This window comes from Terribacillus saccharophilus, from assembly GCF_000725365.1.
Taxonomy (GTDB): Bacteria; Bacillota; Bacilli; order Bacillales; family Amphibacillaceae; genus Terribacillus; species Terribacillus saccharophilus.
The window spans coordinates 1420691-1446249 of sequence record NZ_CP008876.1 but is presented as its reverse complement, the minus strand read 5'-3'; the positions used below and the strand labels follow the sequence as shown (position 1 = coordinate 1446249).

Sequence of the window (25559 nt, the reverse complement as noted above, 5' to 3'; positions counted from 1 at the left end):
ATATTGATACGATACCGCACATATGTGTATAATATAGAACGATTAAGAGTTTCATACAATAATCAAAACCCCTAAATCTGTGCGTTTTTGCACAAAGTCATGCTAATTGTACGACAACTTTATGGAAGTCTGGTGATTATTAACAATGCCTAAAATAGATAGACGAGTACAGAAATCCCAAAATGCTATTAAAAATGCATTTATTGAACTCATGTCAGAAAAAAGCTTTGATCATATTACAATTCAAGATATTTCCGATAGAGCAAACGTTGGTCGAAGAACCATTTATGATCATTACATGGATAAATTTGACTTATTGGATAAGCTGATTGAAGAACATATCAACGAACTAAGGAAACTGTGCGAATCAGCTTCCGAACTGACTTTTGCAGAGGGCAACATGATTTGGTTTGAATACTTTGAACAGAATTATTCATTCTTTTCTACAATGCTATCTAGTAAAGGAGCACCTGCTTTTCGCAAGAGTTTTTTGGAATTCGTGGTAGAAGAATTGGATATCGACTTAGATCTTACTGAAGGGATTAATCAAGGATTAAGCAGAAACTTAGTACTGAGATTCTTTGGAGCAGCCATCGTAGAGATAGTAGAGGCTTGGATCACTAACAGATTATCTGAACCAGCTGATGTTGTTGCTAGGCAAATGGGTCAGTTGCTTGATAGGAATTTATAAATTCACTGGGGTTTTACTCTGCTCGATACATTAAGAGCAAATTATTCCTAATTCACTTAATCCTCCCCCTTTTCAAAAATAGTCACTTTCACTATCTATTAACCGAGTTTTTAAAGTTAGTATAGTAGCTTGCCACACCCGAATAAAAGTTTGCGATAAGGGTAATATACCTGTATAAACTATTAATAAGGTGGGAGAAATGATGAAACAAGAAGAATTGGAAACATTAAGAGATCTAATTAAAGACGTAGACACAGCAATGCTGACTACAGTAACTGAGGAAGGTCTTGTATCTCGCCCAATGAAAACGCAAGAAGTAGAGTTTGATGGCGACTTATGGTTCTTCACTAAAAAAGAGACTGATAAATATAAAGAAATCTTACATGACAAAGATGTAAATGTGGCTTATGCAGGTAAATCCTACGTTTCTGTTCGCGGAAGAGCTGAAATCGTTGAGGATTTGAATAAGAAAAAAGAATTATGGAGCAAAACATATGAGAAGATCATGCAAACGTCTTATGATGGCCCTACTGTTGTCTTGATTAAAGTTAAAGCGGAAGCAGCCGAATATTGGGATACAGGTAATTTTAAGAAACAGATCGCCTTCCTCTATAAGCGTATGAAAGGGCAAAGTTCTGAATCGACAGATGTTAACGAAACGATTGAGTTTAATAAATAATCCCATCATAAGAAGAGAGGGCAGAGTTTTTACTGGAAACTCTGCCTCTCTTTTATCTTTCCGTTATTAATTATATATTGTATTAGAAGACTCAGTAACAGAATGAATAATTATGTGTTTTGCTGAGACGATGGTGATCTTTTCACTAAGGTAACGTAGGCTATAACAGCAAGGATGCTAGTCATAAAAATAGTTACACCAAAGGGAACTGCAGACTCTTCCCCAGCAATACCTACTAACGGAGAAGTGATAGCTCCTAATGCAAATTGAAGACTGCCTAATACAGCTGCTGCGCTGCCGGCAATGTGTCCTTGTGACTCCATGGCCAGTGTAAAGGATACTGGTGCGATTATGCCGATAGCTACTGCGAAGAAGAAGATCGCAAGGAACAAAGCGATAAATGGTCCGTGAACTAGCACGACAACCAAGATGATAGCAGTCGTGATGAAAGCAATCAGCAGTCCTATGCGGAAAATACGATGTTCCCCAATCTGCTCGGATAACCGTTTAACAAGCTGGGATCCTAAAATAATTCCCAGTCCATTTAAGGCAAAAAGTACGGAAAATAGCTGAGGAGATATACCATACATATTTTGATAGATAAATGGAGTACCAGATACATAAGCGAACACTCCAGAAAACAGTATCCCATTGACAAGAGCGTAGCCCATAAAGCTCCGATGCCGAAACAAGGAACCGTAGTTATTTAAAAGCCCCTTGAAATTGCTTGAAACGCGTTGATCAACAGGCAAGCTTTCTTTTATTCCCCATGTGGCTATGCCTGTTAGGATGAGTCCTAAAAGACCAAGAAAAATAAATACTCCAATCCATGAAGTAAACGTCGTTACCGCGCTGCCAGCAGTCGGAGAAATTAATGGAGCCACATTACTAATCATCGTTAGAAGTGCCATGAATTTGACCATTTCTACTCCACTGTAGCGATCACGAACAATTGCACGAGAAATAACTAGTCCTGCGGAAGCTACAAAACCTTGAAAGAAACGTAAAAAAATAAATATACCGATGTTCGGCGAAAACGCACATGCTATTGAAAGGATAAAATATAGCAGCATTGAGATAAGCAATGGCTTACGCCTACCATGAACATCACTTAAAGGCCCTGCAACGAGCTGTCCCAGACCTAACCCTAATAGACTAGCAGTCAGGCTCGCTTGAATTAAAGATGCCGTTGTACTGAAATCATTCATCATTTCAGGAAGCGAAGAAAGATACATATCTACAGTAAATGGCCCTAGTGCTGAGAATACTGCTAATAACAGTGCGGTTCTAAAAAAATTGTTTTCTGTCTTAAATTTCATGTAATCACAGCTCCTTTGCCACGTCATCTTGCTCTCAAAAAGAACATATAGTTCAAATTCAAGGGCAATCTTTTCTTATCAGTCTTATTTATACTTTCTTAGTCGACTTGCTTTGTTGGGCGGATTATTATTTCGCTTACTGCTGCCGTTTCGGGTGTACCTATCGCATAAGCAACTGCATCTGCGACATCGCTTGCTTTTAAACCGTTAGTGTGCTGAAGATTCTCTATCCACGCCCTTCTTTCCGAATCATTTATGGTTGTATGAACTTTCAGTGTCTACTATTCCTCGAGAAATAAGCGTACTGAATGGTAATCACTGCATCATCACTTCTTGATACCGTCTTTGACCTCTCTTATATATTTTAGATATCACTCATACATATAACAAATACTTATATCTTATATCTTGATATGCTTGCTAAGCATGCCTAATTGTATATACTAAGTAGCATCAGGAGGGATCAATATGGAATTAAGAGTTCTGCGTTATTTTCTTACAGTGGCACGAGAAGGAAGCATTACAAAAGCTGCAAACTTTCTGCACGTTACGCAGCCAACCTTATCACGACAATTAAAAGACCTGGAAGAGGATTTAGGGAAGAAGTTATTTATCAGACGCAGTCACAGTATAGCCCTCACGAATGAAGGAATCCTCTTAAAAAAGAGAGCAGAAGAAATTATCTATATGACAGATAAATTAAAGACTGAATTCAGTTCCATGAAAGAAACAGTAAGTGGTGATGTTTATATAGGAGGCGGAGAAACAGACGCTATCAGGCATATTGCAAGGATAGTAAAGGAACTGCAGATAAGCTACCCTAATGTACGCTATCATCTTTATAGCGGAAACGAAGAAGACGTGACAGATCGGCTAGACAGAGGAATGCTGGATTTCGGGATTTTGATAGAACCCGCAGACCTTTCAAAGTATAATCATCTGAAAATTCCAGCCAAGGATCTTTGGGGAGTTGTTATGAGAAAAGATAGTCCTCTGGCTGAAAAAGCTACCATTCAAGCAGAAGATTTATTTTCCCTTCCGCTAATCTGTTCAAGACAGGTGATGAATCAGACTTATTCAAAGAATGAGTTTGCTGATTGGTTTGGTGAAAATCTGGATAAATTGAATGTTGTGACAACATATAATTTGGCATACAATGCTAGCATACTGGTGGAAGAAGGCATCGGTTATGCAATCACTCTTGATAAAATAGTAAATACATCAGAAGAAAGTAATCTTTGCTTTAAGCCTCTTGAGCCGAGACTTGAGTCCGGTCTAAACTTAGTTTGGAAAAAGCATCAGGTCTTTTCGGCCGCTTCTGATTTGTTCCTTCATGCTATACAAGCGAAATTTTCAAGCTGATCTATAGCCACAGGTGAAAATAGCTATAATCTAATTAATAAGTATGTCAATTACAAATAGTAAGTTATAATACCTTTTTAGCAAGACTTGGAGCATAAACAAAGAAGACTGAACACTAAGTTGTGCACAGTCCCCTTCGTTTATATTAGATATTCTTACAAAAATAGTCCTACAATTGTACCTGTCAGTATGGATCCCATCGTAGCCACTAGCAGAACCTTAAAGCCGACTTTAGCCAGAAGACTTGCCTGCTTTTGATCGATAGCTTGTACTGTTCCTAAGATCATTCCGATAGATGAGAAGTTTGCGAATGAAATCAAGTATGCTGAAACGATACCTACAGTTTTCGTAGACATGTCAGGTAGTATTTTGACGAAATCAGTAATTGCAACAAATTCATTGGCAGCTACTTTCGTTCCCATGACGGATCCTGCGTTAAGGATTTCCGAAGTCGGGATTCCCATAATAAATGCTACTGGAGCAAATACATAACCTATTAATTCCTGGAATGTCATTCCTACAATGCCATCTAAAATATAATTAACCATTGCAAGTAAAGCCATATAAGTAAGTAACATTGCTCCTACGATCAAAGCAGTTTTACCACCTAATATTGTACCGTTACCAATTGCTTCAAAGAATGATTTTTCATTATTCATCTCTTTTACATCTATCTCAAAGTCTTCTTCCTTTGTAACGGGAGCGACAATGGAAGATAAAATCAGACCAGAGAAAACGTTTAATGGCAAGGCCACTAGCACATATTCAGCTGGAATAAGCTGCAAATAAGCTCCAAGAGTCGAACAAGATACTGCTACAAGTGATGAACTAGCGACAATAAATAAACGGTTCGGACTAAGCTTGTGAATTTGCGACTTAACAGAAAGAATTGCAGTTGTATTACCGAAAATCATTGAATTTACGGCAACGAATGACTCAACCTTCGGAAGACCAGTTATTTTGGAAACAAAACCACCTATATACTTAATGGCGAATGATAGTATTCTGGTATAAGTTAAAATGGATAATAAAGCAGATACAAAAATAATCATCAAAAGAACGTCAAAGAAGAAATAACCCTTTGTAGATAAGTCACCCAATATGAATGCAATTCCTTCATGACCAAATGACAGTACTTTGGTAAATACATCTACAATTTTCTTGATGATCGTTCTGCCAATAGAAGTGTTCAGCAAGAACCAAGCTAGTATTAGCTGGACAACTAGCATGATACCAACAGCTCTATAATTGATATTCTTTTTATCATTTGACATTGCCCAGGCTACCGCAACTAAAACAAGTATTCCTAAAACCCCAATAATAATAGACAATTTCTTTTACCTCCAACTCTGCAAAACCACAACGGCAACAGTATTTTTTACTTAGCTTTGGATAATTTTAATAATTGTATAAGAAAGGCTGTGCCCTATCGCAACTTTTATTAAAATTTTTATTTATAAACGCGTGATTAATAATAAATCTGTTCTATAAAGTAACTTCTCGCTAAATATTTCATCTATTATTACATATATATCAAAGCATGATAACTCTTTTATTATTAGTTCTATTATTTACATTTTTCCTAAAATACTCTTAATTTATTTATTAAAATATTTCTATTAAATCTGAAAAAACAGTAAAAAGAAGCAGCTTTGAACTACGTGTTCAAGGCTGCTTTCTTTTGTACTTTTTCAGTTCACTCCTTTTTACAGTATCGCGGTTCAATATCTTTCCATTTACCTTTCTTTATTTCCTTTAATTGGTACAATATATATAACGAAGGAAGGAATGAGTCTATGAAGAAGTTTAGTAAGATGTCGTATATGTACACTGTAGTGCTATCGCTTGTTTTAGTGCTTACTGGTTGTACAAACAACAATAACGAAGAAAGTTCTTCAGTAACCCCCACTGCTTCGGCAACTAATCAGCAAGAAGTTAAAGAAGATGATGAGGTTGCCGATACTGATGATAATTCAGATTCCGAGGCAGACTCAGAAGCAACTGCAGCAGATAAATCAGAAGAAAATTCGACTGATGCATCAGAAACAGAAAAACTCAAGCACTCTTCTGAGGAAACTAATACTAATGAAAATTCAACAAATACATATAGCAAAGATGAACCATTAGCTGAATACTCCTCTCAGGAAATCGAATATGCACGAGTGTGGCTGCAGCTGGGACCAAACCAGCAGATTGATGGGTTGTATGTACGGCATATTCCAGCTGGCACAACACTAGAGCCAGATCATTTTCCCATTGTCAGCTATCCTGAAGATGTTGTTCAGCTTAGCGGGTCTCGCATAGTGGATGGATCTGTAACATATAGCAGTAATGGAGATGGCACGATCAATGTATACAACGTCCCCTTACCAGGACGTTGGTATGGTGGTTCACCCACTCCTCCAGAAGGTTTGGATGAGGAAACAATGAGAGAAGAATTAGAAGACATAATTAATAATACGGAGCTTGTTTACATTAATCCTGGAAACGATGACGCAGTCAAAAAGATCATTGAATTAATTAGTGAATAATTCGCTTTACCAATAGTGAGCTGCTATATGAACAGCTCACTATTGCTTATTCAAGCTTTTCATAAGGAGTGATGAAGATAGAATCAAACAATGTAATATATAAAGAAGTCCAAAAACCTAAGCAGCCTTTACTTTGGCTTATAGTATTATCTGTTGCTGCAATAATGTGGTACGGCCTCATTCGGCAAGTCATTTTAGGTCTTCCTTTTGGGAATAATCCAGCTTCAGATGCTATTTTAATATTGTTTTGGGTTATCTTTGGAATCGCATTTCCTCTAGTCATGCTTAAATGGACAAAGCTGATTATCGAAGTCCGAGAGGATGGTCTTTATATTCGCTATACACCTTTTCATTTACAATATAAGAAGTTTTTGTATAAAGATATTAAACATTATAAACCTATCAATTACAGTCCATTAAAGCGATTTGGCGGCTGGGGGTTTCGTGTGAATTTCAAAGGAGAAACGGGTTATATAATGAGCGGGAAACAAGGTATAGAGTTAACTTTAAAATATGAAACAGTAGTGATTAGCACTATTAAATCTGAGGAAATTATAAAGGGAATGGATGCTGTTCAAAAAGATAGACTATAAAAGTTTCTTGCTTTGATTGTTAAAAGGAAAAACTAGTATTACTCTCGGATATTCATGTTCGGACATCTCTTTTTTAACTCACTAATAAATTCTTCTTTACACATTGGTGAAATCGTTACACTTCCCCAAAATGCCTGTTTGGAATAAATATCGATTGCGTCTCTCGCTGACAATATTCTATAGCCTGAGAAAATATTATTTGAAGAAGTAATCTTTGTAATATCTTCGTACAAAATACGGCTTTTGTATGGCCCCCCTTGAACTAATAAGAAGTCTTGATAGTAAACATACTTGATTGAAAATACTGACCACAAAATTACTCCTGCAGGGATTAAAAATGTGCTAGACAATAAAAGAAATTCGAACAAGTCTATTTTGTTAAAAAAGAAAAGCGGCCAAAATGAAGCTAGCGCCAGTAAAAGAATTACAATCAAGATGAAATTAACGAAAAAAATATCTATTTTCGAACGAAATACCATCTAAATCACCTCGCTTCTATAACACTACATACGAGTTCTGTTCTACAAGGTTTCACATCAGAAAAAAGCTGCCGGGAATACCCAGCAGCTTTTCTATACTATTCTCTATCCAATGCTCGCACCGCAGGGCCCTCAACAACTTCACCAACAGCTGTAAATCGAGATCCATGACAGGAACAATCCCATGTGTGATCCGCATTATTCCAAGAGACGGGACAGCCGTTATGCGTACAGGAAGCACTCATTTCGTGCAGCTCCCCTTTTTCATCCCGATAATAAGCCATTGTCTGGCCATCTTTCTCAAGAATAGCGCCTTTTCCATTCTGCAGATCATCTGGTTTCACAACTGGTTCATTGCTGATACGATTTACATCGTCCTCACCGATACTAACAGCTTCTGCTTCTTCCATCTCCCGGCCAATCTTATATAAGTCGGCAAATGCATTGTCTTTGCCATCAATAAGATCTGCAAGCAAGGTAGCTGCTGCAACGCCATTGGACAAGCCCCATTTACCGAAGCCGGTTGCTGTGTAAATTCCTGGCGCCTCGTCACTCACTTTCCCAACGAATGGGAGCTGATCGGTTGTCAGAAGATCATGACTGGACCAATGCTCATAGAGTTCCTCTACTCCGAATTGTTCTTCAGCAAATTGATAGATTTTTTCATACCGCTCAAGTACAGAGGAGCCGTCACCAGTCACATGTGCCTCACCACCGACTAGGACATAATGGTCTTCCCCTTTTTTCAAACTGCGGATCGACCGCTTCGGATTTTCAAGACTGATATACATACCGTCTGGATAAGGCTTTTTCGATTTGATTGCGATACCATATGAATTTTTCGGATTCATATTTGAGGAGAAGTATTTATCCTCCACTTGTAGAGGGAAATGTGTTGCACTGACAACATGGTTTGCTGTAATGGTATGTCCGTTCTCAGTATGAACAACAGGACGAGACTCCGTATCGAATGAGACAGCTAACGTCTGTTCGTAAATGCTTCCGCCTCGAATCTCGATTTCTTTCAATAAGCCTGTTAAGTATTTCACCGGATGGAACTGGGCTTGCTGACGCATTACAGCAGCTGCTTTTATGGGGATATCTAACGGCATTGTATCTGCCAGATAACCATCGATATGGAGCTTGCGGTACGCCTCTACCTCTTTTTCGATTGTTTCCACGCCTTCGTCCAGCTGCGTGTAAACATAAGCCTCCTGCTCCTCAAATTCACAATCGATACCATGCTCGGCTGCTGTATCTTTCACATAATTGATTGCCTGCAGATTTGCTTGGAAATATTGCTTCGCTGTTTCCTCGCCATAGCGTTCAATCAAGCCATGATAAATAATATCGTGCTGCGCGGTCAGCTTGCTTGTCGTATACCCGGTTGTACCAGAGATCAACTCACGCCCTTCGATAAGTACAACGCTTCTTCCGCGCTTAGTCAGTTCGTATGCTGTCGTTATACCGGCGATTCCTGCCCCAATGACCAATACGTCCGTATCAAGATCTTTTTCCAGAGCTGGATAGGTCGGCATATCCGTTGAATTACGCCAGTATGATGATGGTTTCTGTGAAAATAGCTTTTTTGTTTGCTCCATAACTGCTAACCTCCTGGACTATTACCTTTTGGTTATACAGTATCCTGGATTAGCATCGGTCAAACTTTTTCTGGTAAAAGGGTAGCGAAAATTTGTACTGCTTGCTGCAGCTTCTGACGAGATGACGTGTCAGTCAAAGCCCGAAGCATACCCGTGTAATAACTTTCTAACTGCCCCGCGGCATTCTTCTGAAGTAGCGCCTCCTCTGACTGCCAGATTTCTTCGTAATGGCTATCCATAGCTGATGTATACACTTGCAGTATTTCAGCAAGAATCGGTTCCATCAGCTTGAGAAGTTCTTCTTTCAGCTTCTCTTTTCCGTTTTCTTGGAAAAAGACTTTTGGACTGCGATACAGTTTTTGTAATCGAGTAACTGCTCCTTGTTCAAAACGAAAATCTGTTTCTGGCAGCGCTGTTTCCGGAAGTTTCTGATCAGCAGGTGCTGCCAGAGATAACGCCTCGTTTACCGATTGAACGGCTTGTTCTAATCCACTCCTCCACCGCTCCATCTGCTCTCGGACTGTTCTGTCGACACGAATAGTAACTGCCCGGTATTCTTGTTCCAGCTGAATCTGGATTTGTTTCGCGAATTCAAGTATTTGCCGTGCTACTTCCTCTTTACCTGCTGCTCCACTGCTCTTAATTAGTGCTGGATTAAAGCATTGCTTAAACAAATCATTCGCTTCTAGCAGCTGTCTTTCTTTTACATAATGCAGCTGTTTTTCGATGCGCTGTATAATAGCTTGTTGAAACACAGGCTGTGTATATGTCCGTGCTTTGGCCAAAATTTCATCCTGTTCTTGCTTATACTGACGGACTTTCTGCAATTTCGCATTTTCATCCAAATCCATTGCATTGCTATACGTTTGCAGCTGTGCGTATTGCCTTTTCAATTCCCGCCTGGCGCCTTGAATAATGACTTCTGTTAGCTCGTTGCGGATAAAGTTATTAAGTTCTAGTTCCAGCTTGTTGAGCCCTGAATTCAATTTCCGGGAAGTCTCTTTCTCCTTCAAGCCAAGTAAGCTGCTTAACGCGAAGAGGCGCGGCTGTCTGATTTGGAAGTTTGCCAGATTGGCTGCTACATAGGAGGTAACATAGTTAACTTCTTCCTCATCCTTCGCCAAATCACTCGCATTAACGATAAAGAACATATTGTCTTTCTCCAACGCCCCTTTTACTTTGCCTAGTTGCTGGAGTACTTGTTCATCTGCTTTTGAAAATGCGTGATTATAGTACGTCACGAAAAGTATCGCATCAGCATGCTTCATGAATTGGAATGTCACATCTGTATGACGTGCATTGACGGAATCCGCTCCAGGAGTGTCAATTAATGTAACGCCTTGCTTAAGGAACTCATTTTCCAAATAAACGGTTATTTGTTCTATAAAGCAACTTAACGTCTCTTTCGTTACATGATCGCCGAACTCCTCGAACCGGATAATCTCTTCTGTACCAAGATTCGCGTGCACAACATTGTACCCCGTTTGAACCGCCTGCAGAAATGCTTGATGTCTTTTATCCTTAACTAGATCGGCTGGGTTTTCAGATAAGAAATCACTTAAGGTAAGTTGCAATCCGGTCAAACTTTCAATATCAGCCTCTATATGCTGGCGGGATTTCCATTTAACAAGCACAGTCTGATGAGGATGCTCTCTTGTAGCTTGCTTCAGCATATTGATTGATGCCGTAGTTGGATTCGGTGAAACCGGCAGTAAGTTTTCACCAAGCAATGCATTGGCAAATGAAGATTTACCAGCACTGAAAGCCCCAAAAAGCACTAATGTATAATCTTGATGAATCAGTTTTTCTTTTCTATTCTTGATGTCTTCTATTGCTGATTGAAATCCTTCGACACCATTGAGCGCAGATGCTGCTGTCTCTAATTGTTGCGCCATCTCTTCTGCGGACAGATTTGCAAATGATTTATGCTGCACAATTGGCTCTTCACGTGCTTCTGTTGTACTTTTTATAACAGGTTCCAACAAATTTAAGCTTTCTTTAAGCTCGTATCTATTCCTCATAGCCTGTCTTGCTTTTTCGATAGTTTCTGGATCCGAATTACGGTCTGTCTGGCGAATTTGCTCTGTGAGTCTTTCGTAAGAATGCTGCAGCTGGTTGATTTTATTATCGACTTGTTCATTTTCAGTTGCTTTCTTTTTTTCCTGTTTTTCTAGCTGTTCCGCTTGCTGGAAGGCAGTTTGAGTCGTTTGGATTGCTGCTTCTACGACTAAAAGGGCAGCTTTTTTGTAAGCCAGCTTGATATGATCCTCGACAGCAGCTGTATAGACCAATGTATATGTGCCATTTTTACTCGCTCCTGATTGAACATGCTGCTCAAGCAGATTTGTTGGCAGCTCTACCGAAAAATCCTGCAATAGTACTTGCACGGATTCTGTATACATATCATGCTTTCTAGCCCATTCGCTCAGCTTATCACGAATCCGCCAAACCAACTGCTTCTCGATTTGCTGATATATCAGCTCCTCTGTTTTAGCCCGTCGCTGTTCCCGTTCTTCTGCTGTTTTTCGTTTACTACCAAACAAACCTACTTTAAAGTCCGGAAAAGTGGATTCCAAATAAACTTCGGCTACTTCACGCACTTCAAAGGGCATCAGATTCGCATTTTTTAAAGTCTGCTGAATTGTCTCACGTCCGGCTTCTTCAGCAGTTTTTTGTTTTTCTCGCCAATTGCTGGCTGCATCCGCAGCAGTATGATCCAATTGATGACGCTGCTCCATCAATGCTGCTTGTTTTTCCGCTAATTCTTGTCTAACATCCTGCAAATAATAAGCAATCAAGCGTTGCTTTCCTCGCTCCAGTCCTGCTTTATGCAACTGTTCCTTTTTTGTAAGTAGTTCTTGCATCTTTTCTTTCACAGCATACAGTTGATTATGCTCATCGTCTTGTTCTTTCAATGTCGTATAATATACAGCTTCAGGGGTAATGTTCCACTGTTCAAATACATTAGTGACCCCGATTTGGAAATCAGTCCAAGAGAGTTCTTCTTCCCGATGCTTGTCAATTTGATTGATAATCAGATAAAATGGCTGTTTCTGTTCAGAAAGTTGCTGTAAAAAAAGCAGATTCACTTCTGACTGTACATGATTATAATCAGTCACATAAAACATACTGTCCACCAGATGCAGTGCTGACTCTGTCATCAAACGGTCTGCATCGTCACTCGCATCGATACCAGGGGTATCCATCAGTGCTATTTTGTCTGGGAGTACTGTCTGTTCATCTTGTATTTCGATTCTGCGAATATCTTTATTCCGACAATATGTATCCAATGTTTCCTTCCGGTACGGAGCTGGAAGTTCATATTTCGTTTCATCTGCTCCATAAGCGAACACTTTTGGCTGTCCACGCTGAATGGTAACGATATTAGCACTAGTCGGTATCGGACTGGCTGGAAGCACTTGATCACCAAGCAGTGCATTTATAAGCGAGCTTTTTCCGGCAGAGAAATGTCCTGTGAAGCAGATAAAGGCAGTTCCGTTCTCGGCTTTATCCACTAAATCAAGCGTTTTTTTACTATATTGTATTGCGTTTTCCGTTTCGAAATATTGATATAATGCTGACAGACTGAACAATTCCGTTGTTTCCGCTGTTCGCCGCATAGATGGCCCCTCCTCTTATGTATGCGCATTCATATTTTTTATTATAAAACAGGAAAACCGCACTTACCATTGTAAATGCGGTTTTCTTTTTATTCTCCCATATAAGGAATGCGGACATCAGTGTCCAAATCACCTGTAAACTGACTGAATGACAGTTCTTCACCCTTGAGCCAGCTGCCGAAATCGACTTCTGTTGGCTGTTGGTTTCCGATAGCAAATCCCATTTTCAATTCTTTTGGTTTGTAGACAGATGTGTGGATTGTTCCTCCCCAATTGCGATACTGGTCTGAGAAAACATCATGTTCTGGATCGTTCAAAAGACTAAAACCCTCCGCTGCATTAATATTTTCTTTATAATGCTTGTGGATGTTATCAAATCGTCTTTTGCTGTCAACAAGATGATGACGGTTCTCTTTTGTCAGCACTTCAAAGTGGTTTGTACTAAAGCTTGCTTCTCTTACGGCGGTACCGCGTGGGCTGCCTTCTACCACACGACGGACGCCAGCTGCATCATTTATTACGTAGTTAAAGGAGTGGCGATGCGGCATTTCTGTCAGTTTTTCAACTGCTTCTTCTGTCGTCGAACACGTTTCCAGAATAATACGCGAAAGCATATTACAAATGAAGCCTTCCTCAGGGAATCTTTGGTGCACAAAGTTGTAGCCAATGGTCAGACCTTTTTCATTCATCCCATCTATACGTCCAAGAATTCGCTGAGTAGGACCAATTGTAGCGAAATATTCTTGTTCTGATGGCTGGTACAAAAGGAAACGTCCTTCATATGTCTTTGGATGATAATCATAATTACGTGCAAGAAAGTCATTTCCAGCGACGATCGAACAGCCAGAGTTTATTCTCCACTCCTGCTGAAATCCACTGTAATCCATCAGCGTTTCATCGATGGAAAGGCCAAGTGCATCACTTAGTCCAGTAAGCTCTTCATAAATGCCAGGATGATAGCTTCTGAACATACGGAAAGCATCGGCTGAATCAACCGTGAAACGGCGACGGTTCCTCTCTTTTTGTTTTTGCTGATATGCATATAACGGTGTATTTTTCAGGCGTTCTCCTTGCATGACGCCGAATTCATAATGTGATCCACGGTAAGTGAGAACATTGGAATGTATCTGTTTCATAGCGGACCCTTCTTTTCTGCTTAGTATCCTCCTATTATCCATTACGATGCAGGGACGAGGGAAATGATATGCTTATCGTCATTTGATCTCACACACTGTAAGCTGAGGCGGATATGATTCAAGAATGCTCTTGTATGTAACTGTAATTTCGTCTCCGTTTTCTATGGAATCAGGTATTGTAGCTCCATTCAGTAGATACCGCATTTCTTCAGTTTTATCAATGACATAATGCTTATCTTCCGTAATTTCCAGATACCCTGTCATTTCTGGCAAGCATTCATTTAAGTTTTGTTCCTGATTGCTGCACCCTGTTATTAATACAACAAGAACAAGTAACCCCATAAGCCAGCGCATTTAGTTTTCACCAAATCGATTCGGTAAAGAACCTAAGTTGCACCAGTCACCATTCAGCTCTGATATACCAATAAAAAGCCACTCCAAAGGATACTCCTCCAATCTTAAAAAACGTTTTTTAGTCAGATTGTGATTACTGTTGCTGCATTTAACTAATTAAATAGGACATCACCAATTCTAAATGTAAGTATATGTTAAGTGTTAAATACAAGCACAATTAACGCTCCTTTTATTAAAATACACAAAAAAGAGACTGCATAGATTTTGCAGTCTCTTTTATTTAGATCAGCACCATGCTGCTCCAACGATAATAAGCAAAATAAACAAAACAACGATAAGCGCAAAACCTGCGCCGTAACTGTACCCTCCGTCGCTCATGAAAACACCTCCATATGTTATATGTGTAGTATATGAATAGCTCTAAACCCTTGTATGGTTATTAACCCATTTGTGCTAAAGGATTCGGAGGAACTATTCAAATAAAAAAGCAGCTGATTAGGCAAACCCTTTTATTTGAAATAGCCCGGGGTAGATAAAGCTTTGCATTAACACTCAAGTTAAATGGTGTCCTTAAATGATATGTACATAGTACGGATAATGTTATTGTTATCCGCCAATTAATTCATTGAATAATAAGACACAGTTAAGGGTGTCTCTTAAAAAAATGGGTTGTTCCAATCTTATAAACCTCAGAATAATACCCAATCAGCAGAAACAGACAAACATAAAATATATCATCCTTGAACAACAGGAGGTGTAATTATGGGACATGGTAAAGGCTTTGCGTTAATCGTAGTATTGTTCATCCTTTTGATCATTGTCGGTGCATCTGGCAAGGGTTACGGTGGCAGCAGCTACTAATTTAATTGTTTTCACTAATAATGCAGACAGGTCAAATGGCCTGTCTCCAACTTTAGTTTCTAAACCTGCTAGTTTGTACAAGATCCCCTTTGGACGAAATACATAAAAAAGACAACAAAAAGAAGCAGCTGCTCGCTGCTTCAATCTTCTTCACTATCATATGCGATGGTTATAATTTCTCCGGATTGTGCGTTGATGACAACTTCCGCTTCATCGTCAGCTGTTTTCAGCTCAAGCTCATAAACCGGAAGCCCATCTTCTTCATCAAACTCCGCATCGGTTACGCTGCCGCCTACTTCGTCAGTCGCAATTTTGATTGCTTCGTCCATCGTAATTTTCACTTCAGCCTGTGAAGCCTGCTTTTGTGAAGGAGCTGTCTGCTCTTTATCTGATTGCTGTTGATCATCGGCAGTTTTTTTGTTTTCATCCTGCTGCTGATCATCACCAGATGCTTGACTTTGATCCGTATTCGGTGAAGTTACTGTTCTGTTACTTTCTTTTAAACTGATTACTTCCCCGGTATTTCCGTTCAACGTCAAGTCATAGAGTTTCTCTCCATTTTCCAAATCAATATCATATCTCGGTTCGCTTCCGCTGCGATCCAATTCAATTTCGGTTACGGTTGCATTGTATTGTTTTTCCGCTTGCTGACGTGCCTGCTCGATTGTCATCTCCGGTTCTCCGGCTGATGCCTGCATCTGATAAATACCAAAAACAGCAACTATAAGCACGACAACTGCAGCAGGTATAATCCACTTTTTCTTCACATCTATCGCCTCCAGCTATGATCTATAGCCAGTATATAACTTCATCATTAAAAGAATAGTAAGTACTTTATTAGAATTTCATGAGAAGTTAAATCGGCAGCCGTACAGTGAACGTCGATCCCTCACCTAAAACGCTAGTCACATCGATCTTTCCATCATGCAGTTCTACAAGTTGTTTAGCAATGGCAAGACCAAGGCCGCTGCCGCCTTTCTCTCGTGTACGCGCTTTATCCACCCGGTAAAATCGATCAAAAATACGCCGCTGATCTTTCTCATCGAGCCCTTCTCCATAATCCGTAACACTCAGGATGGCTTCATTTTGGTCAGCTTTAACATCTATCTCAATCAGATCGTCACTATATTTGATGCTATTGCTTAGTAATATATAGACAACCTGCTTCAGCATATTGCTATCAGCCATAACCAATAAACCACGCTCCATGCGGACAATGATTTCCCTTTGGTATGCCGTTTCCATTGCTGCTGCACAGATTTCTGCTATATTGCCAAGGTCGACAGGTTCTTTTTGCAGCAATTCCGGATCATCTTTTGCTAAGATTAGCAGCTGATCGACTAAAGCCTGCATCCGTTCAGTTTCACTATGAATAGCTTGTACTGCTTCCTGCTGCACAGCAGGATCATCAGCACCCCAGCGATCCAACAGTTTGCTGTAGCTCTTGATGATGCTGATTGGTGTTTTCAGTTCATGCGAAGCATCAGATACGAATTGCTGTTGCTTTGTAAAGTTCTCTTCCAATTGATCGACCATTTCATTAAACGTTTCGCTTAGAGCATGCAATTCGTCATGACTTCTGTTTTCTGTTTCCATACGCTTCCACTTCCCGCTCTTGCGGATGGCCTGCATGGTCGATGTTAAAGCCAGAATTGGCCTTAGCAGGAAGCTGCTCAGCAGTCTGCCTCCGAGTATCGATGGAATCAAAATGATCAATCCCGCTATCGTCAGACAATATTTGAGCACTTGCAGTGTCTGCTCTAGGCTGACTAGCTCTTCTGCAACTTGCATTGTATAAATGCCATTATCCCGGATAACAGGAATTGATACCTCAGCATACCAGCTGCCGTTATGATAATACGTTTGATCCTGCTCCTGTGATGTGTACGTAAATGGCAGCTCACGATACTTTTCCGCTCTCGTGATTACGCCCTCACTTTGCCCGTCGGATCCTATAAAACGTACAAGTCCTTCAGTTGGCAAATCTGCTTGAAACAAGCTAGTACGTGACGTATCCTTCCAGTCGACAGTGGCGGCGGTCTCAGCCAAGGCACGCCCTTGTTCATGCAACCGATCAACACTATTATGCAAACTCACTTCACGGAACAGAAAGTAAATGGACATATTCACTATCAGCAACAGGATCACCAGTGTAACAATTATGTATAGTTGGATCCTTGTCCGCAGCTTCACTTTTCTTCATCCTTGATCGTATATCCGACACCTCGGACTGTCTTGATTAGTTTGCGCTTTTCACCTGTATCAATCTTTTTCCTTAGATAGCGAATATATACATCGACCACATTCGTGTCACCGGCATATTGGAATCCCCATACTCTCTCAAGCAGCTGATCACGTGTCAGAACCTGCTTTTCATGCTTCATAAGGAACAGTAGCAAATCATATTCCCGCGGTGTTAGCTCTATTTCCTTTTTACTGCGGATAACGGTCCTAGTCTTTTCATCGAGTGTTAAATCACCGACCTGCAGCAGCGGATCTTGTACTGCTGCAGCTGTAATAGTATGGCGCAGATGTGCACGTATGCGTGCCAATAACTCTTCGATTTCGAATGGCTTCGTCATATAGTCTGTCGCACCTAGATCAAAGCCGCTCACCTTGTCAGGCACTGCATCTCTTGCAGTCAGCAGCATTACAGGTACGTGCGCATCCTGCTTTCGGATACGACGAAGCAGTTCCATACCGCTCAGTGATGGCAGCATCACATCAAGTAAGATAAGTTGATAGGAATTTGCATAGAATGCCTCTAGTGCATCTAAACCGTCGTATTTTACATCCACAGCAAAACCCTCATGCTCAAGCTCAAGCTGCAGCAGCCTTGCCATTTTCTTTTCATCTTCCACTACTAGGATTGTCGTTTGCTCCATAGGCTCTGCTCCTTTTCCTTATGTCGCTTTGATTTCTCGGTAACTGCCTCCAAAATAAAGTACTGGATCACCGTCACGCAGCACCAAGTCTTCCACTTCTCCAATCAGGATAACATGATCACCAGCTACAACTTTATCCACTACCTTACACGCTAGATTAACAAGGGCACCGTCAACAACGGGAACTTCTTGCAGCTTTGTGATCGGCACAGGATTCTCCTGCTCTTTCTGCTTGGCGAATACCATGCTGACATCTTTTTGTTCATCTTTTAAGACACTTACTCCGAATGTAGGATTAGTTTGCAAAATATCATATAGTGACGCTTTTTTATCGATTGATATAGCAATAAGTTTCGGCTCCAGTGATACTGACATAAAAGCGTTCACTGTCATCCCTTTTATCTCTCCAGCAACCTCGGTTGTAACAATTGTAATGCCTGTTGCAAATTTCCCCATTGCATCTCTAAACGTTCGATTATCCATTCTGCTCCCCCGTTCATTTTGCTATACGTAAAACTATACCATGTAAAATGCGTCGCCTGTCAATTATTCTATCCTTGCCAAGTCCGTATTGTGCAGATAAAAAAGAAAAAAGAGAGGCTATCAGCCCCTCTAGTTTACATAATAATATTATTGTTCACTTAAGATTTATCCTCTGGAAATGCAATGTCATATATTGCTTCCGGATACGTGGCGATAACTTCTCCGTGACTATCTGTATCCAATACATAAGAACCATTGCTATAGCGATCATTTGCATTCAGACTCATCGGCTCAAGAATATGATCTTGTTTATCCTTTGTCACCATATGAATCGTCGCAGTTTGTTCCAATACGTAGAAACCAACAATTCGATGCGGGTTCTTTTTCAGCTCACGGAGCATAACAACGCCGCGTTTCGCTCTGCCAGATGGTTCAAATTCCTTCAGTTTCATCCGTTTTGCCGAACCTCTATGCGTAATGACAACAACACTTTGCGAATGTTTCAGTTCGAATGCTTGGGCACCAACAATATATTCGCCCTCTTTCAGCTGCATACCTTTGACGCCTGCTGCACGTATTCCAATCGGGCTGACTTCTTCTTCAGTAAACCATAAACCATATCCTGAATTAGTTGCCATGAATAGCTGCTTGTTTCCATCTGTCAGGGACACATGACAAACTTCGTCGCCGGCTTTTAAATTGATGGCAGTTAATGATTTGTTAGCTCTTGTTGCTTCATAAAGTTGGAGCTCACTTCGTTTCACAGAACCATTTTTTGTGAAGAAAACAAGGTAGCCGCCCTGTTTGAAATCACGTACTGGAATGCTTGCAATTACTTTCTCATCTTTATCCATACTCACGATATTGGCTAAATGCTGACCTTGATCCTTCCAGCGGATATCCGGCAGCTCATGCACAGGCATGAAACTAAATTTCCCTTTATTCGTGAAGACAAGAAGCTTGTCAGTCGTATTGATTTCCTGCATACCGATCAAGTGATCTTCTTCTTTAATTGCCAGATCCTCACCATTGGATGCTTGATAGGAACGAAGGCTTGTCCGTTTGATATATCCGTCATGCGTAACAGTGACAAGAACTTCCTCTGACGCGACCATTACTTCCAGATTGATTTTCAGTTCTTCGATTTCATCCTCGATCTCTGAGCGTCGATCTGTATGATAAGTCTTCTTGATAGTCCGAAGATCTTGCTTGATTACTTTCAACAATGTTTTTTCGTTCTTCAGAATATCTTCAAGCTTTTGAATCTGCTCATCCAGCTCCTGCGCTTCACGCTGCAATGCTGTAATGTCCGTATTCGTCAGACGATATAGCTGCAAGTTTACGATTGCCTCTGCCTGTGCTTCAGTGAAGCCGTAAGCAGCCTCGATCCGCTGCTTTGCATCCGCTTTGTCTTTCGATGCACGGATGGTTGCAATCAATTCGTCGAGAATGGAAATTGCTTTGATCAATCCCTCAACGATATGCTTGCGGTCTTTCGCTTTCTGCAGAGCATACGCAGATTGTCGCGTGACGACTTCTTTTTGGTGGCCGATATAAGCATCAAGCAGGCTCGCCAATCCTAACAGCTGTGGCGTTCTATCCTTGATTGCCACCATATTGAAGTTATAAGCGATCTGTAAATCGGTATTTTTATATAGATAATGCAGAATTCCTTGAGCATCTGCTTCTTTTTTAAGTTCAACTACGATTCGCATTCCGGTACGATCCGTTTCGTCCCGAACCTCGGCGACACCCTCAACTTTCCGGTCTAGACGCAGCTCGTCCATCCGCTTTACGAGATTCGCTTTATTCACTTCATAAGGAATTTCATCGATAACAATTTGTTGTTTACCGCCTTTAAGATCCTCGATGCTCGTTTTTCCTCGAACAATGATCTTGCCTTTACCGGTTTCATACGCCTTTTTGATTCCATCTACACCCTGAATAATACCGCCTGTTGGGAAATCTGGACCTTTCATAACGGTCATCAATTCATCTACTGTTGCATTCGGTTTATCCATGCGCATGATAACAGCATCGATAACCTCGCCTAGATGATGCGGTGGAATTTCTGTCGCATAACCAGCGGAAATCCCCGTTGAACCATTCACGAGCAAGTTAGGAAACTTAGCAGGAAGAACAGTAGGTTCCGCGTTCGTATCATCAAAGTTCGGAACAAAGTCGACTGTTTCCTTATCGATGTCGCGCAATAATTCAGAAGCGATGTGGGACAGCCTTGTTTCTGTATAACGCATCGCAGCCGGCGGGTCACCATCGACACTACCGTTATTCCCATGCATCTCAATAAGCACGTTACGAACTTTCCATGTTTGGCTGAGTCGAACCATTGCTTCATAAACCGAACTATCTCCGTGCGGGTGAAAGTTACCGATTACCGCACCGACAGTCTTGGCAGCCTTCCGAAACGGTTTATCATGTGTGTTTCGCTCATCAAACATTGCGTATAAAATCCGGCGCTGCACCGGTTTCAAACCATCTCTGGCATCCGGCAGCGCCCGGTCTTGAATAATATATTTACTGTATCTGCCGAATCGGTCTCCGATGACTTCCTCCAATGGCAGATCCAAATAGTTTTCCAAAAGAAATCCCCCTTAGTTGTGCAGCTTGTCGTTTTCGAGGATATTCCCGTCTTCTTCCATACCGAAAGCGACATTACTCTCAATCCATTTACGACGTGGCTCTACTTTGTCGCCCATCAGTGTCGTGATACGACGTTCAGCACGAGCAAAGTCCTCGATCGTAACACGGATGAGTGTACGAGTGCCAGGATCCATTGTCGTTTCCCAAAGCTGATCGGCATTCATTTCACCGAGTCCTTTGTAACGCTGGATCGTATAGCCATTTTTCAATTCCTGGACGATTTCACGCATCTCTTCATCGCTCCAGGCATAGCGGATTACTTCTTTTTTTCCTTTACCCTTTGAAACCTTGTATAAAGGAGGCAGGGCAAGGAATACTTTTCCAGCTTCAATCAATTCCTTCATGTATCGGTAGAAGAAAGTAAGCAGCAGGATTTGTATATGTGCACCATCTGTATCAGCATCAGTCATGATGACAACCTTGTCATACTGCACATCCTCTAAGTCGAATTCAGCTCCAACACCAGCACCTATTGTATGAATGATCGTTGATATTTCCTCATTTTTCATTACATCCTGCAATTTGGCTTTTTCTGTATTGATAACTTTACCGCGAAGTGGCAGGACAGCCTGGAACTTACGATCACGCCCCTGCTTGGCAGAACCGCCGGCAGAATCACCCTCTACCAAATATAATTCATTTTTCTGAGGGTTGCGGGATTGAGCTGGTGTAAGCTTTCCGCTCAATAACGTATCCTTGCGTTTTTTCTTCTTACCACTGCGGGCATCTTCCCGAGCCTTACGAGCCGCTTCGCGTGCTTCTTTAGCCCGAATTGCCTTCTTCACGAGCATGATGGAGATGTCGGGATTTTCGGAAAGGAAATAAGAAAGCTTCTCCGACACGAGCGCATCGACTGCAGAGCGCGCATCAGAAGTACCAAGCTTGCTCTTCGTCTGTCCCTCGAATTGAAGCAGTGATTCTGGAATACGAACACTGACAATCGCAGTCAGCCCTTCCCGGATATCAGTTCCTTCCAGATTCTTATCTTTTTCTTTTAAAAGGTTGTTACGGCGAGCATATTCGTTGAATACACGTGTCATACCTGATTTAGCGCCTGCTTCGTGGGTTCCGCCGTCTTTTGTACGGACGTTGTTGACAAAGCTGAGCATTGTTTCGGTATAGCCGTCATTAAACTGGAATGCGAAGAAGACCTCAATATCTTGCTGTTCGCCTTCGAAGGCAACGACAGGATGTAGAGTATCTTTCTCCTCATTCAAATAGTCGACAAAGGATTGCAGTCCATCGGGATAAAGATAAGTCTCTTCCTTATCGCTGCGCTTATCTACAATATGGAACGCCACTCCCTTTAGCAAGAAAGCCGCTTCACGCAGACGCTCAGCAAGCGTATCAAAATTGTAGCTTGTTACAGAAAACATGGACGGATCCGGTTTAAAGTGGATGCTGGTTCCTGTTTTTTTTGTTTTCCCTTGTTTCACAAGTGAAGTGGCAGGTTTTCCTCCATGCTCAAATCGTTGTGTATACATATTTCCATCACGATGGATCGTTACTTCGAGCCACTCGGAAAGTGCGTTAACGACCGATGCACCAACACCATGCAATCCTCCACTAGTTGAATAGCCGCCCTGGCCGAACTTTCCTCCGGCATGCAGCACAGTGAAAATGACCTCTGGAGTGGGTCTACCGGTAGCATGCATACCCGTCGGCATACCGCGGCCAAAATCCTCAACAGAAATACTGTTGTCTTCATGAATGGTCACATTGATTTTGTCACCATGGCCTGCCAGTGCCTCGTCCACGCTATTATCGACAATTTCAAAAACTAAATGATGTAATCCCCGGCTGTCAGTACTACCGATATACATGCCGGGACGTTTTCTGACTGCTTCAAGTCCTTCAAGCACTTGAATAGAGTCATCTGAGTAATGCGATGCTTGCTTTACCAATGCCACATCGGCTCCCTTCTTCATACAAAAAAACTGTTTCCAAGTCATTATTCCGTCATTATCATTGGAAAACGACAGTACGCTATGTTTATCATAACGCAAACATATGTTTGTGTAAACTAGCCCCCATGCTTAGCAGAGTCCAGTGTATGCCTAATTAAAAGTAGCAGAATAATGCCGGTCAATCAATCCACATTTTGGGATTTCACATAATTCCTCGTCTGCTAGAGGCGATTTTCGCTACATTTTTAGCCATTTTGCATGCTTTCTTATAAAAATTTCCGAAAAATAGCTTCTAGTACAAGATGGGGAAGAATTTGATAAATATGATGATAAGCTAAGTGATATATCATTATAGTTTTGCCGCAAAGGCATTTCTCACTATGCTATTTCTTATTCTTAACTTCCTATATATGTATACCTGCCATTAGGCAGGCAGAATATCATGTTCCACAAAATGTCTGAAACGGTTCTTCTGGTTTTTGCGGGTCTTCTGTATATTTTGGATCGATTGACGCATCCGTGTAAGGATCGGAAACAATCTCACAAAGACGATTGAACAGTGTGTAATCGCCGCCTCCAGCAGCTTCTAATGCTTCTTCCACCAAGTGATTTCGGGGGATCACATTGGGATTGGAATTTCGCATCATTTCACGTGCAGCTTTACTTCCATCTAAAGCAATTCGATCTTCCCAGCGTTCTTTCCAAGAACGGAAGCCATCTACTTGGTCCATTGAAGCGGTATCCCCTGTTGTCAATGCGCGAAATGTGTTCGTGTAATCCACTTCTGCTTGTTCCATCCACTTCAGCAAATCCTCAACCAGGGCTTCATCGCCATCTTTCACATTTACTATACCGATCTTCCGGTACATAATATCTAGCCATGCTTTTCTGTATAAACGCGGAAATTCACGTAAAATATCCTCAGCTTTTTTTACAGCTTTTTCTGGTACTTCATCGAATAGCGGAAGCACTGCTTCTGCAAAACGAGCTAAATTCCAGGCTGCAATCGGTGGTTGATTGGCGTATGCATAACGCCCCTGTAGATCAATTGAGCTGTATACGGTCATCGGTTCATACGTATCCAGGAAGGCACACGGTCCATAATCAATCGTTTCTCCGCTGATTGTCATATTATCCGTATTCATCACGCCATGAATAAACCCTACACTAACCCACTTTGCAAGCAGTGCAGCCTGGCGCTCCACAACTGCTTGGAAAAATCGCACATAGGTATCCGGCTGATTTGCAATCTCGGGATAATGACGCTGTATGCTGTAATCTGCCAAAGCTTTCAGCTCAAGCTCTGAACAAAATCTTCTAGCATATTCGAACGTTCCAACGCGAATATGACTTGCAGCAATCCTGGTAAGCACTGCACCAGGCAATTCAGTTTCCCGGTAGATAGGTTCACCTGTTGCAACGACAGCCAAGCTGCGTGTTGTCGGGATACCAAGACCGTGCATCGCTTCACTGATCACATACTCCCGCAGCATCGGACCAAGTGCAGCACGACCGTCGCCTCCTCTGGAATAAGGCGTACGTCCAGCGCCTTTAAGCTGGATATCTACTTTCTCCCCTGACTTGTTTTGCCATTCACCAAGAAGGATAGCCCGTCCGTCGCCAAGCATGGTGAAATTGCCGAACTGGTGACCGGCATATGCTTGCGCAATCGGACTTGCTCCTTCAGGAAAAGTGCTGCCCCCCAGCGTATCGAGTACACCTTCCTGTTTGATTCCTAGATGCGCTGCTAGCTTTTCGTTCCATTTCACCATCTGCGGTTCATTGACCGGATTAGGTTCCATGCGAGTGTAAAAAGTTTCAGGCAATGTCGCGTAGGAGCTTTGCAATTTACCATCTAAGTCCATGTTTATTCCTCCTCTTATCGTCTGCATTAGTTCTAGTATACGCTAATGATACAAGAACCCCATCTGCTAGAAGCAGATGGGGTAAAGTCAATTGCGTGTAGGTCCGACAAGCACACTATGAGCGACCTTGATGCATAGATCCATCAAGACCGTAAAGCCTTCCTGTTCTAAATAAGAGGCCGCTCCTTCATCATAGACACCTTGCTGGGTCCAGAATATACGGGCATTCGTCTTGCTTGCTTCTCTTGCCAAATCCGGCAGAAATTCTGACCGACGAAAAACATTGATAATATCAATTTTATCAGGTACATCAGCCAAACTTGGATAAGCTTTCTCGCCAAGAACTTCGGTCACGTGCGGATTAACGGGGATAATCTTATAGCCAGCCTGCTGCATCGCACGTGATACACCATAAGACGTGCGAGTCGGGGAATCTGACAACCCCACTACCGCAATCGTCTTCGCATTGACTAGTATCTCACGAATCTGTTCATTATCTGGATTTTGAAATGTCATTTTTCATGCCCCTTTC

The 25559-nt window shown here is 41.4% G+C and carries 22 protein-coding genes; 6 read left to right on the top strand and 16 right to left on the bottom strand.

Features of this window, described 5'->3' with window-relative positions; translation table 11 throughout:
* Positions 1 to 145 precede the first annotated feature (145 nt).
* Together GZ22_RS07295 and GZ22_RS07290 are read left to right on the top strand one after the other, a co-directional pair.
* Positions 146 to 691, top strand: a complete 546-nt coding sequence (locus GZ22_RS07295) for a TetR/AcrR family transcriptional regulator (protein ID WP_038560575.1) — start codon at positions 146 to 148, stop codon at positions 689 to 691.
* 190 nt (positions 692 to 881) lie between these two features.
* Positions 882 to 1370, top strand: coding sequence for a pyridoxamine 5'-phosphate oxidase family protein (locus tag GZ22_RS07290; RefSeq protein ID WP_099046360.1), 489 nt, complete (start codon positions 882 to 884; stop codon positions 1368 to 1370).
* Positions 1371 to 1480: 110 nt separating this feature from the next.
* Here GZ22_RS07290 and GZ22_RS07285 read toward each other — a convergent pair whose 3' ends face one another.
* Positions 1481 to 2689 (bottom strand): multidrug effflux MFS transporter, encoded by a 1209-nt coding sequence (locus GZ22_RS07285; protein ID WP_038560569.1) that lies wholly within the window; start codon positions 2687 to 2689, stop codon positions 1481 to 1483.
* 468 nt (positions 2690 to 3157) lie between these two features.
* On the opposite strand from GZ22_RS07285, the gene GZ22_RS07280 reads away from it, so the two are divergent.
* A complete protein-coding gene (locus tag GZ22_RS07280) occupies positions 3158 to 4051 on the top strand; it encodes a LysR family transcriptional regulator (RefSeq protein ID WP_038560566.1) in 894 nt (297 codons plus the stop codon).
* A gap of 155 nt (positions 4052 to 4206) precedes the next feature.
* Here the strand turns inward: GZ22_RS07280 and GZ22_RS07275 are convergent, their stop codons facing one another.
* A complete protein-coding gene (locus tag GZ22_RS07275; protein ID WP_038560563.1) occupies positions 4207 to 5382 on the bottom strand; it encodes a NupC/NupG family nucleoside CNT transporter in 1176 nt (391 codons plus the stop codon).
* A 483-nt stretch (positions 5383 to 5865) separates the two neighbouring features.
* On the opposite strand from GZ22_RS07275, the gene GZ22_RS07270 reads away from it, so the two are divergent.
* A complete protein-coding gene (locus GZ22_RS07270; protein WP_174416611.1) occupies positions 5866 to 6582 on the top strand; it encodes a hypothetical protein in 717 nt (238 codons plus the stop codon).
* 71 nt (positions 6583 to 6653) lie between these two features.
* Positions 6654 to 7175 carry a DUF6141 family protein gene (locus tag GZ22_RS07265; RefSeq protein WP_038560559.1) on the top strand — a complete coding sequence of 174 codons (522 nt, stop codon included), beginning with the start codon at positions 6654 to 6656 and terminating at the stop codon, positions 7173 to 7175.
* 38 nt (positions 7176 to 7213) lie between these two features.
* Here GZ22_RS07265 and GZ22_RS07260 read toward each other — a convergent pair whose 3' ends face one another.
* From GZ22_RS07260 to GZ22_RS07235, 6 genes are all read right to left on the bottom strand, one after another.
* Complete coding sequence (locus GZ22_RS07260; RefSeq protein ID WP_038560557.1) at positions 7214 to 7654, bottom strand: PH domain-containing protein; 441 nt, start codon at positions 7652 to 7654, stop codon at positions 7214 to 7216.
* 98 nt (positions 7655 to 7752) lie between these two features.
* On the bottom strand, positions 7753 to 9255 hold the full coding sequence (locus GZ22_RS07255) for an FAD-dependent oxidoreductase (RefSeq protein ID WP_038560554.1): 1503 nt from the start codon (positions 9253 to 9255) through the stop codon (positions 7753 to 7755).
* Positions 9256 to 9314: 59 nt separating this feature from the next.
* A complete protein-coding gene (locus GZ22_RS07250) occupies positions 9315 to 12875 on the bottom strand; it encodes a dynamin family protein (RefSeq protein ID WP_038560552.1) in 3561 nt (1186 codons plus the stop codon).
* Positions 12876 to 12964: 89 nt separating this feature from the next.
* A complete protein-coding gene (locus tag GZ22_RS07245) occupies positions 12965 to 14011 on the bottom strand; it encodes a C45 family autoproteolytic acyltransferase/hydrolase (RefSeq protein WP_038560550.1) in 1047 nt (348 codons plus the stop codon).
* Positions 14012 to 14089: 78 nt separating this feature from the next.
* On the bottom strand, positions 14090 to 14365 hold the full coding sequence (locus GZ22_RS07240) for a DUF3221 domain-containing protein (RefSeq protein ID WP_038560548.1): 276 nt from the start codon (positions 14363 to 14365) through the stop codon (positions 14090 to 14092).
* 285 nt (positions 14366 to 14650) lie between these two features.
* Positions 14651 to 14743: a YjcZ family sporulation protein gene (locus GZ22_RS07235; RefSeq protein ID WP_038560545.1), complete on the bottom strand. Its 93-nt coding sequence runs from the start codon at positions 14741 to 14743 to the stop codon at positions 14651 to 14653.
* 384 nt (positions 14744 to 15127) lie between these two features.
* On the opposite strand from GZ22_RS07235, the gene GZ22_RS18215 reads away from it, so the two are divergent.
* A complete protein-coding gene (locus GZ22_RS18215; RefSeq protein ID WP_084160683.1) occupies positions 15128 to 15226 on the top strand; it encodes a YjcZ family sporulation protein in 99 nt (32 codons plus the stop codon).
* Between the two features lie 140 nt (positions 15227 to 15366).
* Here GZ22_RS18215 and GZ22_RS07230 read toward each other — a convergent pair whose 3' ends face one another.
* From GZ22_RS07230 to GZ22_RS07195, 8 genes are all read right to left on the bottom strand, one after another.
* Positions 15367 to 15993: a PepSY domain-containing protein gene (locus tag GZ22_RS07230; RefSeq protein ID WP_038560543.1), complete on the bottom strand. Its 627-nt coding sequence runs from the start codon at positions 15991 to 15993 to the stop codon at positions 15367 to 15369.
* Positions 15994 to 16081: 88 nt separating this feature from the next.
* Complete coding sequence (locus tag GZ22_RS07225) at positions 16082 to 17419, bottom strand: sensor histidine kinase (RefSeq protein ID WP_038560540.1); 1338 nt, start codon at positions 17417 to 17419, stop codon at positions 16082 to 16084.
* Positions 17416 to 18111 carry a response regulator transcription factor gene (locus GZ22_RS07220; protein ID WP_038560538.1) on the bottom strand — a complete coding sequence of 232 codons (696 nt, stop codon included), beginning with the start codon at positions 18109 to 18111 and terminating at the stop codon, positions 17416 to 17418. The genes GZ22_RS07225 and GZ22_RS07220 overlap by 4 nt, the downstream gene beginning before the upstream one ends.
* A gap of 18 nt (positions 18112 to 18129) precedes the next feature.
* A complete protein-coding gene (locus GZ22_RS07215; RefSeq protein WP_038560536.1) occupies positions 18130 to 18594 on the bottom strand; it encodes a flavin reductase family protein in 465 nt (154 codons plus the stop codon).
* Positions 18595 to 18752: 158 nt separating this feature from the next.
* Positions 18753 to 21194 carry a DNA topoisomerase IV subunit A gene (parC, locus tag GZ22_RS07210; protein ID WP_038560533.1) on the bottom strand — a complete coding sequence of 814 codons (2442 nt, stop codon included), beginning with the start codon at positions 21192 to 21194 and terminating at the stop codon, positions 18753 to 18755.
* A gap of 12 nt (positions 21195 to 21206) precedes the next feature.
* Positions 21207 to 23183 (bottom strand): DNA topoisomerase IV subunit B, encoded by a 1977-nt coding sequence (gene parE / locus GZ22_RS07205; protein ID WP_038560530.1) that lies wholly within the window; start codon positions 23181 to 23183, stop codon positions 21207 to 21209.
* Positions 23184 to 23602: 419 nt separating this feature from the next.
* Positions 23603 to 25027: a protein adenylyltransferase SelO gene (locus GZ22_RS07200; RefSeq protein ID WP_038560527.1), complete on the bottom strand. Its 1425-nt coding sequence runs from the start codon at positions 25025 to 25027 to the stop codon at positions 23603 to 23605.
* A gap of 87 nt (positions 25028 to 25114) precedes the next feature.
* Entirely contained in the window at positions 25115 to 25543 is a 429-nt protein-coding gene (locus GZ22_RS07195; RefSeq protein WP_038560524.1) for a CoA-binding protein, read from the bottom strand.
* Positions 25544 to 25559 lie beyond the last annotated feature (16 nt).

Excerpts from the sequence above, each read along its gene's own strand:
- GZ22_RS07280 (WP_038560566.1), top strand. The coding sequence starts at position 3,158 with ATGGAATTAAGAGTTCTGCGTTATTTTCTTACAGTGGCACGAGAAGGA.
- GZ22_RS07245 (WP_038560550.1), bottom strand. The coding sequence starts at position 14,011 with ATGAAACAGATACATTCCAATGTTCTCACTTACCGTGGATCACATTAT.
- GZ22_RS07270 (WP_174416611.1), top strand. The coding sequence starts at position 5,866 with ATGTCGTATATGTACACTGTAGTGCTATCGCTTGTTTTAGTGCTTACT.
- parE (WP_038560530.1), bottom strand. The coding sequence starts at position 23,183 with ATGAAGAAGGGAGCCGATGTGGCATTGGTAAAGCAAGCATCGCATTAC.
- GZ22_RS07285 (WP_038560569.1), bottom strand. The coding sequence starts at position 2,689 with ATGAAATTTAAGACAGAAAACAATTTTTTTAGAACCGCACTGTTATTA.
- GZ22_RS07240 (WP_038560548.1), bottom strand. The coding sequence starts at position 14,365 with ATGCGCTGGCTTATGGGGTTACTTGTTCTTGTTGTATTAATAACAGGG.
- GZ22_RS07220 (WP_038560538.1), bottom strand. The coding sequence starts at position 18,111 with ATGGAGCAAACGACAATCCTAGTAGTGGAAGATGAAAAGAAAATGGCA.
- GZ22_RS07260 (WP_038560557.1), bottom strand. The coding sequence starts at position 7,654 with ATGGTATTTCGTTCGAAAATAGATATTTTTTTCGTTAATTTCATCTTG.
- GZ22_RS07215 (WP_038560536.1), bottom strand. The coding sequence starts at position 18,594 with ATGGATAATCGAACGTTTAGAGATGCAATGGGGAAATTTGCAACAGGC.
- GZ22_RS07265 (WP_038560559.1), top strand. The coding sequence starts at position 6,654 with ATGAAGATAGAATCAAACAATGTAATATATAAAGAAGTCCAAAAACCT.
- GZ22_RS07295 (WP_038560575.1), top strand. The coding sequence starts at position 146 with ATGCCTAAAATAGATAGACGAGTACAGAAATCCCAAAATGCTATTAAA.
- GZ22_RS07200 (WP_038560527.1), bottom strand. The coding sequence starts at position 25,027 with ATGGACTTAGATGGTAAATTGCAAAGCTCCTACGCGACATTGCCTGAA.
- GZ22_RS07250 (WP_038560552.1), bottom strand. The coding sequence starts at position 12,875 with ATGCGGCGAACAGCGGAAACAACGGAATTGTTCAGTCTGTCAGCATTA.
- GZ22_RS07235 (WP_038560545.1), bottom strand. The coding sequence starts at position 14,743 with ATGAGCGACGGAGGGTACAGTTACGGCGCAGGTTTTGCGCTTATCGTT.
- GZ22_RS07195 (WP_038560524.1), bottom strand. The coding sequence starts at position 25,543 with ATGACATTTCAAAATCCAGATAATGAACAGATTCGTGAGATACTAGTC.
- GZ22_RS18215 (WP_084160683.1), top strand. The coding sequence starts at position 15,128 with ATGGGACATGGTAAAGGCTTTGCGTTAATCGTAGTATTGTTCATCCTT.
- GZ22_RS07255 (WP_038560554.1), bottom strand. The coding sequence starts at position 9,255 with ATGGAGCAAACAAAAAAGCTATTTTCACAGAAACCATCATCATACTGG.